This is a genomic window from Arthrobacter sp. CMU6 (assembly GCF_059090205.1).
In genome coordinates this window covers 92738-106266 of record NZ_JBNHFL010000010.1, presented here as the reverse complement: position 1 = coordinate 106266, position 13529 = coordinate 92738, and the positions used below count along the sequence as shown (strand labels likewise).

The following is a 13529-nucleotide window of genomic DNA, read 5'->3' as shown; positions in this document are numbered from 1 at the left end:
TATCATACCGCGGTCCCGCATGGATCGCTGGCATCGGTGTGTGACGGGAAATCACTGAAAATGATTCGTTCGTGCTTGCTTCAATCACATTAACGCAGCCTCACGGCACGGATGATTCACAAAAGAGAAATTGCGTCCAACTAGTGAGATTTTGGCCGCTCGAAGTGTGGAATAGAGCTAAGCTGTCTGCAGATCAGCGCACACTGGAATACGGGCAAGAAACCGCATTCCGTACCGTCCGGCGACTGAATGAAGATCAACGTTTCAATGGTGAACGGCTGGTGGGCACAAAATGCAGCGGGCACCAATTATGCCCTGCCGCTGTGTGTCATTACCGCTTGCCGTTAACACAGAGAGGGGCCCGGTTACGTGGCACATTTGAAAGAGCAAGAACTGACTTGGACCGACCTCGACCAGCGCGCCGTTGACACCGTGCGCGTCCTGGCCGCCGACGCCGTGGAGAAGGTGGGCAACGGCCACCCCGGCACCGCGATGAGCCTGGCTCCGGCCGCTTACCTTCTGTTCCAGAAGCTGATGCGGCATGACCCGAAGAACCCGGACTGGATCGGCCGCGACCGCTTCATCCTCTCCCCCGGCCACACGTCCCTGACGCTGTACATCCAGCTGTTCCTCTCCGGCTACGGCCTGGAGCTGAAGGACCTCGAGGCACTGCGCACGTGGGGCTCCCTGACCCCGGGCCACCCGGAATACAAGCACACCGCCGGCGTGGAAATCACCACCGGCCCGCTGGGCCAGGGCCTGGCCTCCTCGGTCGGTTTCGCCTACTCCCAGCGCCGCCAGCGCGGCCTGTTCGACGCCGATGCTCCCGCCGGCGAGAGCCCGTTCGACCACACCATCTGGGTCATCGCTTCCGACGGCGACCTCCAGGAAGGTGTGACCTCTGAGGCTTCCTCCCTTGCCGGCCACCAGGAGCTCGGCAACCTCGTGGTCATCTACGACGAGAACCACATCTCCATCGAGGACGACACCGACATCGCCTTCACCGAAGACGTCCTGAAGCGCTACGAGGCCTACGGCTGGCACACCCAGCGCGTGGACTGGACCAAGACCGGCGACTACAAGGAAGACGTCCAGGAGCTGTACGCGGCTCTGCTGGCCGCCAAGGCCGAGACCTCCAAGCCGTCCATCATCTCGCTGCGCACCATCATCGGCTACCCTGCCCCGAAGAAGCAGAACACCGGCAAGATCCACGGCTCCGCCCTGGGTTCGGAAGAAGTGGCAGCACTGAAGACCGTCCTCGGCTTTGACCCCGAGAAGTCCTTCGAGGTGGACGAGGACGTGCTGGCCCACGCCCGCGGCGTCGTTGACCGGGGTGCCCACGCACGCAAGGAATGGGAAGAGTCCTTCTCCGCCTGGCAGTCCGCCAACCCGGACGCCGCTGCCCTGCTGCAGCGCGTCGAAGCGCGCCAGCTCCCCGCCGAGCTCGGCGGCGCCCTGCCGGTCTTCCCGGCAGGCAAGGACGTTTCCACCCGCGCCGCATCCGGCAAGGTCCTGAACGCGATCGGTCCGGTCATGCCGGAACTGTGGGGCGGCTCGGCCGACCTCGCGGAGTCCAACAACACCACGATCGAGGGCTCGCCGTCGTTCATCCCGGCCTCCCGCTCCACCGAAGCGTGGAAGGGCAACCCGTACGGCCGCGTCCTGCACTTCGGTATCCGCGAGCACGCCGCTGCCTCGATCGTGAACGGCATCAGCCTGCACGGCAAGACCCGCGCGTTCTCCGGCACGTTCCTGATCTTCAGTGACTACCAGCGTCCCGCAATCCGCCTCGGTGCCCTCATGGGTGTGCCGTCCCTGTACGTCTGGACGCACGACTCGATCGGCCTCGGCGAGGACGGCCCCACGCACCAGCCTGTGGAGCAGCTCGCTTCGCTGCGCGCCATCCCGGGTCTCGACGTCGTCCGTCCGGGTGACGCCAACGAGGTCGCAGCAGCGTGGAAGACCATGCTGGCGAACCACGAGAACCCTGCCGGCATCGTCCTGACCCGCCAGAACATCCCCACGTACGAGCGTGGCGAGGGTAGGGCAGAGGGTGACACCTTCGGTTCGACCGCAGGCGTTGCCAAGGGCGGTTACGTCCTGGCCGAGGCGTCGAAGGACGGTAAGACCGTTGACGCGCAGGTCATCCTGATCGGCACCGGTTCTGAGGTCCAGCTGGCTGTCCAGGCCCGCGAAACCCTGCAGGCCGAAGGCATCGCCACCCGTGTGGTGTCCATGCCGTGCGTCGAGTGGTTCAACAAGCAGGACGCCGCCTACCGCGAGGCCATCCTGCCTGCAGCGGTCAAGGCCCGCGTTTCGGTTGAAGCCGGCCTGTCCCAGGGCTGGCGCGAGTTCGTCGGCGACGCCGGCCGCTCCATCAGCCTCGAGCACTACGGCGCATCCGCCGATTACAAGCGCCTGTTCCAGGAATTCGGCATCACGGCAGAAGCAGTTGCCGCCGCCGCCAAGGATTCCCTCGCCGGACTCCAGTCCTGACAGACTCCCCCACAGTTCAAGGAGATTAGAAATGACTAGCACTCCCACCCAGCAGCTTTCCGACGCCGGCGTTTCCATCTGGCTCGACGACCTCTCCCGCGGCCGCCTGAAGACCGGCACGCTGCAGAAGCTGATCGAAGAGAAGAACGTTGTGGGTGTCACCACGAACCCCAGCATCTTCCACGCCGCCATCACCTCCGGCACGGACTACGACGCCACGATCGCGGCCCAGGCCGCTGCCGGCGCGTCCATTGAAGAGACCATCTTCGAGATCACGACGACGGATGTCGCCGACGCCTGCGACCTCTTCGCACCGGTCGCCGCGGCAACCAACGGTGTGGACGGCCGCGTCTCCATCGAGGTGGACCCGCGCCTCGCCTGGGACACCGCCGGCACGATCGCCGAAGCGAAGCACCTCTACAAGAAGGTCAACCGCGACAACGTCCACATCAAGATCCCTGCCACGCTTGAGGGCCTGGAAGCCATCACGGCAACCCTGGCCGAGGGCATCAGCGTCAACGTGACCCTGATCTTCTCCCTGGAGCGCTACCGCGCAGTCATCAACGCCTTCCAGTCCGGTCTGGAGCAGGCCAAGGACAACGGCCACGACCTGTCCAAGATCCACTCCGTCGCCTCGTTCTTTGTCTCCCGCGTGGACACCGAGATCGACAAGCGCCTGGACGCCATCGGCACCGAGGAAGCCAAGGCCCTCAAGGGCAAGGCCGGCGTCGCCAACGCCCGCCTCGCCTACCAGGTCTACGAGGAGCTCTTCTCCACCGAGCGCTGGGCTGTGCTGGCCGAGGCCGGCGCCCTGCCGCAGCGCCCGCTGTGGGCCTCCACCGGCGTGAAGGACCCGGCCTACCCGGACACGCTTTACGTGACCGAGCTCGTTGCGCCTGGCGTCGTGAACACCATGCCGGAGAAGACCCTGGACGCCACGTTCGACCACGGTGTGGTCACGGGTGACACCATCACGAACGGCTACGATGAAGCGAACGCCACCCTCAACGCCCTCGACGCCCTCGGCGTGTCCTACAACGAGGTCGTCGCCCTGCTGGAATCCGAAGGCCTGGACAAGTTTGTTGCCAGCTGGAAGGAACTCCTGGCTGACGTCGAAGGCGCCCTTGCCACTGCACGGAAGGCTTCCTAGTCCACAATGAGCACACTCAGCTACGACGCCACCGGTGCCGCCCGGAAGGCTCTTGAGCAGCACCTGCCCGCCCTGGTGGAAGACCGCGTTGCCACCCGCATCTTCGCCAAGGACCACACGCTGTGGGGTCCGGATGCGGAAGCCGAATCGGCTATCCGCCTTGGCTGGGTCGAGGCGGCCACCGTCTCCCGGCCCCTGGTGGACGGCATCCTGGAACTCCGGGATGCCCTGAAGGCCGAGGGGGTGACCCGTATTGTCCTGTGCGGCATGGGCGGATCCTCCCTTGCTCCCGAAGTCATCGCCGGCACCGCTGGCGTCGAGCTGACTGTGCTGGACAGCACTGACCCTGAACAGGTCGGTGCTGCCCTCGCGGACCGTCTGGCGGAAACCGCGATCGTGGTTTCCTCGAAGTCCGGTTCAACCCTTGAAACCGATTCGCAGCGCCGGATCTTCGAGCACTCCTTCACGGAGGCCGGCCTCGATGCCAAGAGCCGGATCATCGTTGTCACCGATCCCGGTTCCCCGCTGGACAAGGCGTCCCGCGACGCCGGTTACCGCGCGGTCTTCAATGCGGACCCGAACGTGGGCGGCCGCTACTCGGCGCTGACGGCCTTCGGGCTGGTCCCCTCCGGCCTGGCCGGCGTGGACATCGCGGCCCTGCTGGATGAGGCAGAGGAAGCCGCCGAGATCCTGAACGAGGACGCACCCGAGAACATCGGGCTGGTCCTGGGTGCTGCCCTGGGCGGCACAAACCCGCTGCGCAACAAGGTCGTCATCGCGGAGGACGGCTCCGGCATCGTGGGCTTCGCTGACTGGGCCGAACAGCTCATCGCCGAATCCACCGGCAAGCTCGGCACCGGAATCCTGCCGGTGGTCGCAGGGCCGAACGCACCGGAGGTCACCTCCGGAGCCGAGGACGTCCTGGTGGTCCGGCTGGTCAGCACGGATGCCGACGTCGAACTCGGCGAGAACGAGGTTGCCATTGCCGGCGGCCTGGCCTCGCAGATGATGGTGTGGGAGTTCGCCACCGCCGTGGCCGGACGCCTCCTGGGCATCAACCCGTTTGACCAGCCCGACGTCGAAGCCGCGAAGGTGGCTGCCCGAGGTCTCCTGGACGCACAGCCGGAACCGACGCCGGCCAGCTTCGTCGACGGCGCCATTGAGGTCCGCGGCGGACAATGGCTGGGTGACGCCGCTACGGCAGCCGATGCGGTCTCGGCGCTGCTCGCGCAGCTGGGCGGCGATGGCTACCTGAGCGTCCAGGCCTACTTCGACCGCCTCGCCTATGCGCAGCTTGAGGGCGTCCGGGACGAGCTCGCCGCCGTAAGCGGCCGTCCGGTCACCTTCGGCTGGGGTCCCCGTTTCCTGCACTCCACCGGCCAGTTCCACAAGGGCGGCCCCGCCATCGGTGTCTTCCTGCAGGTCACCGCGGCGTCCGCGCAGGACCTCGCCATCCCGGAGCGTCCGTTCACCTTCGGCGAGCTGATCGCGGCGCAGGCCGCCGGCGACGCCCAGGTCCTGGGCGAGCACGGCCGGCCCGTCCTGCGCCTGCACCTCACCGACCGCGCAGCGGGCGTTGCCCAGCTGCAGGAGATTGTTTCGTCGCTGGCCAGCAAGGCAGCATCCGCCACTGAGAGCTAAGGCACCGAATAAACCATGCCAGACACTTTGAACGGCAAGAGGTCAGCGGCCCGGTCCGGGAATCCCTTGCGGGATCCTCGCGACCGGCGGCTGAACCGGATTGCCGGACCGTCCTCGCTTGTGCTCTTCGGAGTCACGGGGGACCTTGCGCGTAAAAAGCTCATGCCCGCCGTATATGATCTGGCCAACCGTGGCCTGCTGCCGCCCAGCTTCGCGCTGGTCGGTTTCGGCCGCCGGGACTGGGACAACGAGGACTTCGCCGCGGAGGTGAAGGACGCCGTGAAGTCCTACGCACGGACCCCGTTCGATGAGGCGGTCTGGAACCAGCTCTCGGAGGGCATCCGGTTCGTGCAGGGCGCGTTCGACGACGATTCGGCGTTCGAGCGGCTCGGCGAGACGATCAAGGAACTCGACGAGAACCGCGGCACCCGCGGCAACCACGCGTTCTACCTCTCGATCCCGCCGAAGGCCTTCGAACAGGTCTGCCGGCAGCTCTCGAAGCACGGCTTGGCGCAGGCCGAGGGCGAGAAGTGGCGGCGCGTGGTGATCGAGAAGCCGTTCGGGCACGACCTCGAATCGGCCCGGCAGCTCAACGACATCGTGGAATCGGTGTTCCCGCAGGACGCGGTGTTCCGGATCGACCATTACCTGGGCAAGGAGACGGTCCAGAACATCCTGGCGCTGCGTTTCGCGAACCAGCTGTTCGAGCCGTTGTGGAACGCGAACTACGTGGACCACGTGCAGATCACCATGGCCGAGGACATCGGCACCGGCGGCCGGGCAGGGTATTACGACGGCGTGGGCGCGGCCCGCGACGTGATCCAGAACCACCTCCTGCAGCTGCTCGCGCTGACCGCGATGGAGGAGCCCATTTCCTTCAACGCCGATGACCTGCGCGCAGAGAAGGAAAAAGTCCTGGCCGCCGTCCGGCTCCCGGAAGACCTGTCCACGCATTCGGCCCGCGGGCAGTTCGCCGGCGGCTGGCAGGGCGGGGAGCAGGTCCTGGGGTACCTGGAGGAAGAGGGCATTCCGGCCGACTCCACCACCGAAACCTATGCCGCGATCCGGGTGGACATCAACACCCGGCGCTGGAACGGGGTGCCGTTCTACCTGCGCGCCGGCAAGCGGCTCGGCCGGCGGGTCACGGAGATCGCGGTGGTGTTCAAGCGCGCACCGAACCTGCTCTTCCGGGACCACGGGGATGACGACTTCGGGCAGAACGCCGTGGTGATCCGGGTCCAGCCCGATGAGGGCGCCACGATCCGGTTCGGCTCCAAGGTCCCCGGCACCCAGATGGAAGTCAGGGACGTGACCATGGACTTCGGGTACGGGCACTCATTCACCGAGTCCAGCCCCGAAGCGTATGAGCGGCTGATCCTGGACGTGCTCCTGGGCGAGCCGCCGCTGTTCCCGCGGCACGAGGAAGTGGAGCTGTCCTGGAAGATCCTGGACCCCTTCGAAGAGTACTGGGCCGGCCTGGGCGAACAGCCCGAGCCGTACGCGCCCGGCAGCTGGGGCCCGGCCTCGGCTGACGAGCTGCTGGCCCGCGACGGACGCACCTGGAGAAGGCCATGATCGTAGACCTGCCGAACACCACCACCTCGAACGTTTCCAAGAAGATCCAGTCCCTGCGCGAGCAGGGCGGCGTGATCGCCCTGGGCCGGGTCCTGACCCTCGTGGTGGTCACCAAATCCGGGCTCGAGGAAGAAGCGATCGAGGCGGCCAACGAGGCCAGCCGCGAGCACCCGTGCCGGATCATCGTGCTCGCCGACGCCGGCTCCTCCGCCCCGAACCGCCTCGACGCGCAGATCCGGGTCGGCGGGGACGCCGGTGCGTCCGAGGTCATCGTGCTGCGCGGCTTCGGGGAACTCGCCGAGGAAAGCGAGTCCCTCGTCGCCGCGCTGCTGCTGCCCGACGCCCCGATCGTGGCCTGGTGGCCACACGGTGCACCGAAGAACGCGTCCGAAACCTCCATCGGACGGATCGCGCACCGCAGGATCACCGACTCGGCGAACGAGGCAGAGCCCCAGGTTGCGCTGGAAAACATCCGGAACACCTACAAGGCCGGCGACACCGACCTCGCCTGGACCCGCCTGACGAACTGGCGCATCCAACTCGCCGCGGTCCTGGACCAGGCCGACTCCTCGCCCGTCACCGCCGTCGCGGTCGAAGGCGCCTCGGACTCACCCAGCACCATCCTGCTGGCGGCCTGGCTGACCCTGTCCCTGGACGCCCCGGTCACGATCGTGGCCGATCCGGCCGGCACCGGCATCCGCCGGGTCCGGCTCACCCGCGCCAGCGGCGACGTCCAGCTCTTCCGGCCCGGACTGTCCATCGCCGAACTCACCCAGCCAGGCCAGCCCGCTCAGCGGATCTCCCTGCCGCGTCGCAGCCTGCGTGACTGCCTCGCCGAAGAGCTCCGCCGGCTTGACCCGGACGAAGTATTCGGCGAAGTGATTACTATTGGACTGCCACGAACCAACCTAAGGAGTGTCCGTCCCAGTGAGCGCTGAGCCCAGAGTAAGCATCCATCCTGACTCTTCCGTACTCATGGCCGCCATCGCGGCCCGCCTGATCACCAAGCTCGTGGATGTGCAGGACCGATTCGGTGAAGCCACGGTGGTGCTTACCGGAGGCACGGTGGGCATCGGAACGCTGAAGGCCGTGGCCGATTCGCCGGCCGCGCCCGCGGTGGACTGGTCCAAGGTGAACTTCTGGTGGGGTGACGAGCGCTTCGTCGGCTCCCAGGACCCGGACCGCAATGCGGTCCAGGCACAGGAGGCGCTGCTGAAACACATCGATGCTGATCCTGCGCGCGTCCACGTGCCCGGGTCGACTGATGACTTCGAGTCACCGGAACAGGCGGCAGAGGACTACGCGCGCCGCCTCAGCGAGGCGGCAGCGACCGAGCACGCCGCTGACGCTTCGGACGACCGTCCGGAGGAGCCAGGCAGGCTTCCGCGGTTCGACGTCGTCCTGCTCGGTGTTGGCCCTGACGCGCACGTCGCGTCCCTGTTCCCGGAGCAGGGCGGCATCCGCGAGAAGCAGCTGACGGTGGTGGGGGTCCGCAACTCCCCCAAGCCGCCGCCCGAGCGGATTTCCCTGACCCTGCCCGCGATCAACACCTCCGCAGAGGTGTGGATGGTTGTAGCAGGAGAGGACAAGGCCGGTGCGGTGGGCCTGGCCCTTGCCGGAGCAAATCCGGTGCAGGTGCCCGCTGCCGGTCCAGCAGGCCGGTCCCGGACGCTGTGGCTGATTGACGAAAACGCGGCCTCGCGCGTACCTGAACAGCTAGTCAGGAAGGCGCCGGCTGGCTCTTAGCCGCTGCAGCGCTCCAGCCAGAACGTCTTCTGCGTCCTGGCTGGAGCGTCTTTCTTTAACGTATTCCAGATGGGTCTTGAAGCCCTCTTCCTGGGCTTCGCCGGGCAGCCCGGCCCCGGGATTGCGTGACGCCGGCCGGCCGCACTGGCGGCAGTCCCACACCTCCGGAATCTGGTCGTCCGGCAACTTCAGAAAAACTGGTCGTGTCTCATGTCCCATGGCACACCAATAGGACACACAAATACGCGGCAGGGGTTCCCCGAGGGGATCGTCCCCCTGGTTCTTCAATCCGGCCCCTTGAATGACACCCACACGGGTGCCGCGGAATCCTGAAGAGGAATGCACCATGGGAACTCCCTCGCTACTAATGGCGGCGCTGCCGTTAGATCCGATAGCGACAGTTTAGACCGCAGTTCCCCCTGGCGGCAGAAAAAGCCCGGCCCAATCAGGAACGGATCCTGATTGGGCCGGGCTTTTCGTGCGTGCCTGCGGCAGTGTTAAGAGTCAGCCACGCCTGTGAAGCGCATGAGGAGGCCGAGGGCGATGATCACGACGCCCCAGGTGATACCGAGGATGACAGTGAACCTGTTCAGGTTGCGCTCAGCAACGCCGGAGGAGGACAGCCCCGAGCTCATGCCGCCGCCGAACATGTCCGACAGGCCGCCGCCGCGTCCCTTGTGGAGCAGGATGAGCAGGGTCAGCAGAAGGCTGGTAATGCCCAGCAGGATCTGCAGAATCACATGAAGAACGTCCACGACGGCCTTTCCAAAAGTTGGTGGATGCGGGAGCGTGCCGGATGAACGGGCTAGCCCGTTACGAGGTGGCTCTCGAACCTGACAATATTAGCAAACTCAGCGGGATCAAGGCTGGCACCGCCCACCAGCACGCCGTCGACGTCGCGTTCCTTAAGAATGGCGGCAGCGTTGCTGGCCTTGACCGAACCGCCGTACAGCAGGCGGACCTTGGCAGCCACATCGGCACCGAAGAGTTCGGTGAGTTCGGCACGGATCGCGGCGCACATTTCCTGGGCGTCCTCCGGGCCCGCAACCTCGCCGGTGCCGATGGCCCAGACGGGCTCATAGGCGACGACGAGCTGGGCCGCCTGCTCGGTGGTGAGGCCCTCGACGTCGGCGCGCAGCTGGTCCAGCGTGTGCTGGACGTGGGTGCCGGCCTGGCGGATCTCCAGGCCTTCGCCGACGCAGAGGACGGGGATGAGGTTGTGGCGGTAGGCCGCCTTGACCTTGGCATTGAGGACTTCGTCCGACTCAGCGTGGATGGTCCGGCGTTCGCTGTGGCCGACGAGGACGTACTTGCAGCCGAGCTTGTTCAGGAACTGGCCGGAGATGTCCCCGGTGTAGGCGCCGGAGTCGAACTGGGACAGGTCCTGGCCGCCGTAGGCGACGTCGAGCTCGTCGCCCTGGACGAGGGTCTGCACACCGCGGAGGTCGGTGAAGGGCGGGAAGACAGCGGCCTCCACGCGGCTGTAGTCATGCTTGGCGTCGGACAGTGTCCAGGCCAGCTTCTGCAGGAGGGTGATGCCCTGGACGTGGTCCATGTTCATCTTCCAGTTCCCTGCGATCAAAGGCGTGCGGTCAAAGGTGCCGTTGGTTGACGTAGTCACGTGTTCTCCAAAAGTGCCGGTCAATCTGCTGATCATGTGAACAGCCGGCAGGGCGCCTTCGCGGTGCGGAAGGTGCCCTGCCGGCTGGTGTGTCTTTAGCGGTCCAGAACGCTCAGGCCGGGAAGTTCCTTGCCTTCAAGGTATTCCAGGCTGGCGCCGCCGCCGGTGGAAATGTGTCCGAACTGGTCATCGGCGAAACCGAGCGTGCGGACCGCAGCCGCGGAGTCGCCGCCGCCGACCACCGTGAACGCGTCCGTCTCCGTCAGCGCCTGGGCGATGGCCCGGGTGCCTGCGGAGAACGCCTCGAACTCGAAGACGCCCATCGGTCCGTTCCAGAACACAGTCTTGGCGCCCTTGATCTGGTCGGCGAACGCCCGGGCGGACTCCGGTCCGATGTCCAGGCCGATGCCCTGCGCCCCGAAGCTGCTGCCTTCGATGGCGTCGGCACTGACCGTCTCGTGGTCGGCGTCGGCTGCGAACTTGGCTGCAACCACAACGTCAGTGGGGATCACGAACTCCGTGCCGGAGTCGGCCGCGCGCTTGAGGTAGTCCTGGACCACCGGGATCTGGTCCTCTTCCAGCAGGCTGCCGGCCACCTTGTGGCCCTCGGCTGCCAGGAACGTGAACAGCATGCCGCCGCCCACGAGGATGGTGTCAGCCTTGCCGAGCAGGTTGTCGATGACCGCGAGCTTGTCCGAGACCTTCGAACCGCCCAGCACCACAACGTAGGGACGCTGGGTGTCTGCGGTGAGCTTGCGGAGGACTTCCACCTCGGTGCCCACAAGGTCGCCAAGGTAGGACGGGAGCCGGGTGGCGACGTCGTAAACGCTGGCGTGCTTGCGGTGCACGGCACCGAAGGCGTCGTTCACGAAAGCGCCGTTATCACCGGTGAGTCCCACCAGCTCGTCGGCAAATGCGCGGCGCTCGGCCTCGTCCTTGCTGGTCTCGCGGGCGTCGAAACGCACGTTCTCGAGGACCAGGACCTGGCCGTCCTGCAGCGCAGCCGCCTTCTCCTTGGCCGAGGCTCCCACCGTGTCCTCCGCGAGGGAGACAGGGAAGGAAGCCAGCTCGGCCAGGCGGGCAACTGCCGGTTTGAGCGAGTACTTGTCTTCGGGTGCGCCCTTGGGGCGGCCGAGGTGGGCTGTTACCAGCACGCGGGCACCGGCGTCCGTGAGCTTTCCCAGCACTGGCAGTGAGGCCCGGATGCGGCCGTCGTCAGTCACTGTAGAGCCGTCGAGCGGCACGTTCAGGTCACTTCGAACCAGAACGTACCGCCCGCGGACACCTTCAGCGATCAGTTCGTTGAGGGTGTGAGATGTCATGTAGCTAACCCTAGCCCAGCTTTGCCGCGACAAGCTCCGTGAGGTCCACAAGGCGGTTGGAGTAGCCCCATTCGTTGTCATACCACGAAACAACCTTGACCTGGTTGCCGATGACCTTGGTCAAACCCGAGTCAAAGATGGACGAGGCGGGGTCGCCGACGATGTCCGAGGAGACGATCGGAGCGTCGGTGTAGGTCAGGATGCCCTGCCATTCGTCGGACTCTGCGGCCTTCTTGAGCGTGGCGTTGACTTCCTCGACGGTGGTCTCGCGGGAGACCGTGACGGTGAGGTCGGTGGCGGATCCGGTGGGGACCGGAACGCGGATGGCGTAGCCGTCCAGCTTGCCCTTGAGCTCCGGCAGGACCAGGCCGATGGCCTTGGCGGCACCGGTGGAGGTGGGGACCATGTTGATGGCGGCAGCGCGGGCACGGCGGAGGTCGTTATGCGGGCCGTCCTGCAGGTTCTGGTCTGCGGTGTACGCGTGGACGGTGGTCATCAGGCCACGCTCGATGCCGAAGGCGTCGTTAACAACCTTGGCCAGCGGGCCGAGGCAGTTAGTGGTGCAGGAAGCGTTGGAGATGATGTGGTGGTTTTCGGGGTCGTACAGGCCGTCGTTGACGCCCATCACGATGGTGATGTCCTCGTCCGAGGCGGGGGCGGAGATCAGGACCTTCTTGGCACCGGCTTCGATGTGCTTCTTGGCGGCAGCTGCCTTGGTGAAGAAACCGGTGGACTCGATCACGATATCAACACCAAGGTCCTTCCAAGGGAGGTTGGCGGGGTCGCGCTCGGCCAGGACCTTGATCGCGTTGCCGTTGACGACGAGGTTGCCTTCCTTGACCTCGATGGTTTCGGCCAGGCGCCCACCGACGGAGTCGTACTTGAGCAGGTGGGCCAGCGCTTCGGGGCTGGTGAGGTCGTTGACGGCAACGATCTCGAGGTCCGCACCCTGAGCAAGTGCAGCGCGGAAGTAGTTGCGGCCGATGCGGCCGAAGCCGTTGATACCAATACGGGTGGTCACTTTTAGTCTCCTTTGTGCCTTGGAAGCACAACTAGTAAGCGGGCGTTCAAGCCAACTAACAGATCCCGCACGCCATTGGGCAGAGATATTTTTCAGATCGGAGGGCGACCAGCCTCATTGCTGAAGGCTAACCGCCTTCCGTGATCCATCTTACGTTTAAGTAGGTCCGCCCCCGCAAGTGCGGGGGCGGACCGTCCATAATTCGGCCCTAAAGTCGCCGAATGTGAAGTTTGTTACTGCTGTGTGTACGCGGAGTCACACTTAGAGGGTGATGAGACCCGTCGCGTTGGCGCGGGCCGCGGCGAAGCGGGCGGACACGTCAGCCCAGTTCACGATGTTCCAGAACGCCTTGACGTAGTCGGCCTTGACGTTGACGTAGTCCAGGTAGAAGGCGTGCTCCCACATGTCCAGCATCAGCAGCGGGGTGGTGCCCAGCGCGACGTTGCCCTGCTGGTCGTAGAGCTGCTCGATGACGAGGTTGCCGCCGATGGGCTCGTAGGCCAGGAAGCCCCAGCCCGAACCCTGCAGGCCGAGGGCGGCTGCGGAGAACTGGGCGCGGAAGGCATCGAACGAGCCGAAGGCGTCGTCGATGGCGGCGGCCAGCTCACCTTCAGGCTTGTCGCCTCCGTCCGGGGAGAGGTTGTTCCAGAACACGGAGTGGTTGATGTGGCCGCCGGTGTGGAAGGCCAGGTCCTTGGAAAGCCGGTTGATGTTGGCGAAGTCGCCCTTTTCGCGCGCCTCTGCCAGCTGGGCCAGCGCGTTGTTGGCGCCCGTCACGTACGCGGCGTGGTGCTTGCTGTGGTGCAGCTCCATGATCCGTGCAGAGATGTGGGGCTCGAGCGCTGCGTAGTCGTAGCTGAGTTCGGGCAGAACGTACTCGGTCACAAAATCCTCCAATGTCGTGGACAGTTTGTCCGGTTTTGCTAACTTGCGGATTGTGCATCCCGGATGACAAGT

The 13529-nt window shown here is 65.7% G+C and carries 12 protein-coding genes; 6 read left to right on the top strand and 6 right to left on the bottom strand.

Annotated features, from left to right (window positions below; genetic code table 11):
• The first annotated feature begins 378 nt into the window (after window positions 1-378).
• The 6 genes from tkt to pgl are packed head-to-tail and all read left to right on the top strand — an operon-like array spanning window position 379 to window position 8608.
• The gene (gene tkt, locus AC5RWD_RS09225) at window positions 379-2496 is read left to right on the top strand and encodes a transketolase (protein ID WP_494019766.1); all 2118 of its coding nucleotides are present in this window, start codon (window positions 379-381) and stop codon (window positions 2494-2496) included.
• Window positions 2497-2527: 31 nt separating this feature from the next.
• Entirely contained in the window at window positions 2528-3646 is a 1119-nt protein-coding gene (gene tal / locus AC5RWD_RS09220; RefSeq protein WP_494019718.1) for a transaldolase, read from the top strand.
• Window positions 3647-3652: 6 nt separating this feature from the next.
• Window positions 3653-5287, top strand: coding sequence for a phosphoglucose isomerase-related protein (locus AC5RWD_RS09215; RefSeq protein ID WP_494019717.1), 1635 nt, complete (start codon window positions 3653-3655; stop codon window positions 5285-5287).
• Between the two features lie 15 nt (window positions 5288-5302).
• A complete protein-coding gene (gene zwf, locus AC5RWD_RS09210) occupies window positions 5303-6862 on the top strand; it encodes a glucose-6-phosphate dehydrogenase (RefSeq protein WP_494019716.1) in 1560 nt (519 codons plus the stop codon).
• Window positions 6859-7800, top strand: coding sequence for a glucose-6-phosphate dehydrogenase assembly protein OpcA (locus AC5RWD_RS09205; RefSeq protein ID WP_494019715.1), 942 nt, complete (start codon window positions 6859-6861; stop codon window positions 7798-7800). Before zwf ends, AC5RWD_RS09205 begins: the two co-directional genes overlap by 4 nt.
• Window positions 7790-8608 carry a 6-phosphogluconolactonase gene (gene pgl, locus AC5RWD_RS09200; protein ID WP_494019714.1) on the top strand — a complete coding sequence of 273 codons (819 nt, stop codon included), beginning with the start codon at window positions 7790-7792 and terminating at the stop codon, window positions 8606-8608. Before AC5RWD_RS09205 ends, pgl begins: the two co-directional genes overlap by 11 nt.
• Here the strand turns inward: pgl and AC5RWD_RS09195 are convergent.
• The 6 genes from AC5RWD_RS09195 to AC5RWD_RS09170 all read right to left on the bottom strand — a co-directional run bounded on the left by AC5RWD_RS09195 (window position 8579) and on the right by AC5RWD_RS09170 (window position 13457).
• A complete protein-coding gene (locus AC5RWD_RS09195) occupies window positions 8579-8956 on the bottom strand; it encodes an RNA polymerase-binding protein RbpA (protein ID WP_494019713.1) in 378 nt (125 codons plus the stop codon). The two genes, pgl and AC5RWD_RS09195, sit on opposite strands and share 30 nt — an antisense overlap.
• A 149-nt stretch (window positions 8957-9105) precedes the next feature.
• Entirely contained in the window at window positions 9106-9363 is a 258-nt protein-coding gene (secG, locus tag AC5RWD_RS09190; protein ID WP_494019712.1) for a preprotein translocase subunit SecG, read from the bottom strand.
• A 50-nt stretch (window positions 9364-9413) separates the two neighbouring features.
• Complete coding sequence (gene tpiA, locus AC5RWD_RS09185; protein ID WP_494019711.1) at window positions 9414-10229, bottom strand: triose-phosphate isomerase; 816 nt, start codon at window positions 10227-10229, stop codon at window positions 9414-9416.
• A 95-nt stretch (window positions 10230-10324) separates the two neighbouring features.
• Entirely contained in the window at window positions 10325-11551 is a 1227-nt protein-coding gene (locus tag AC5RWD_RS09180; protein ID WP_494019710.1) for a phosphoglycerate kinase, read from the bottom strand.
• Window positions 11552-11561: 10 nt separating this feature from the next.
• On the bottom strand, window positions 11562-12572 hold the full coding sequence (gene gap / locus AC5RWD_RS09175) for a type I glyceraldehyde-3-phosphate dehydrogenase (RefSeq protein ID WP_003805562.1): 1011 nt from the start codon (window positions 12570-12572) through the stop codon (window positions 11562-11564).
• 261 nt (window positions 12573-12833) lie between these two features.
• Complete coding sequence (locus AC5RWD_RS09170; protein ID WP_003805561.1) at window positions 12834-13457, bottom strand: superoxide dismutase; 624 nt, start codon at window positions 13455-13457, stop codon at window positions 12834-12836.
• Between the last annotated feature and the right edge of the window lie 72 nt (window positions 13458-13529).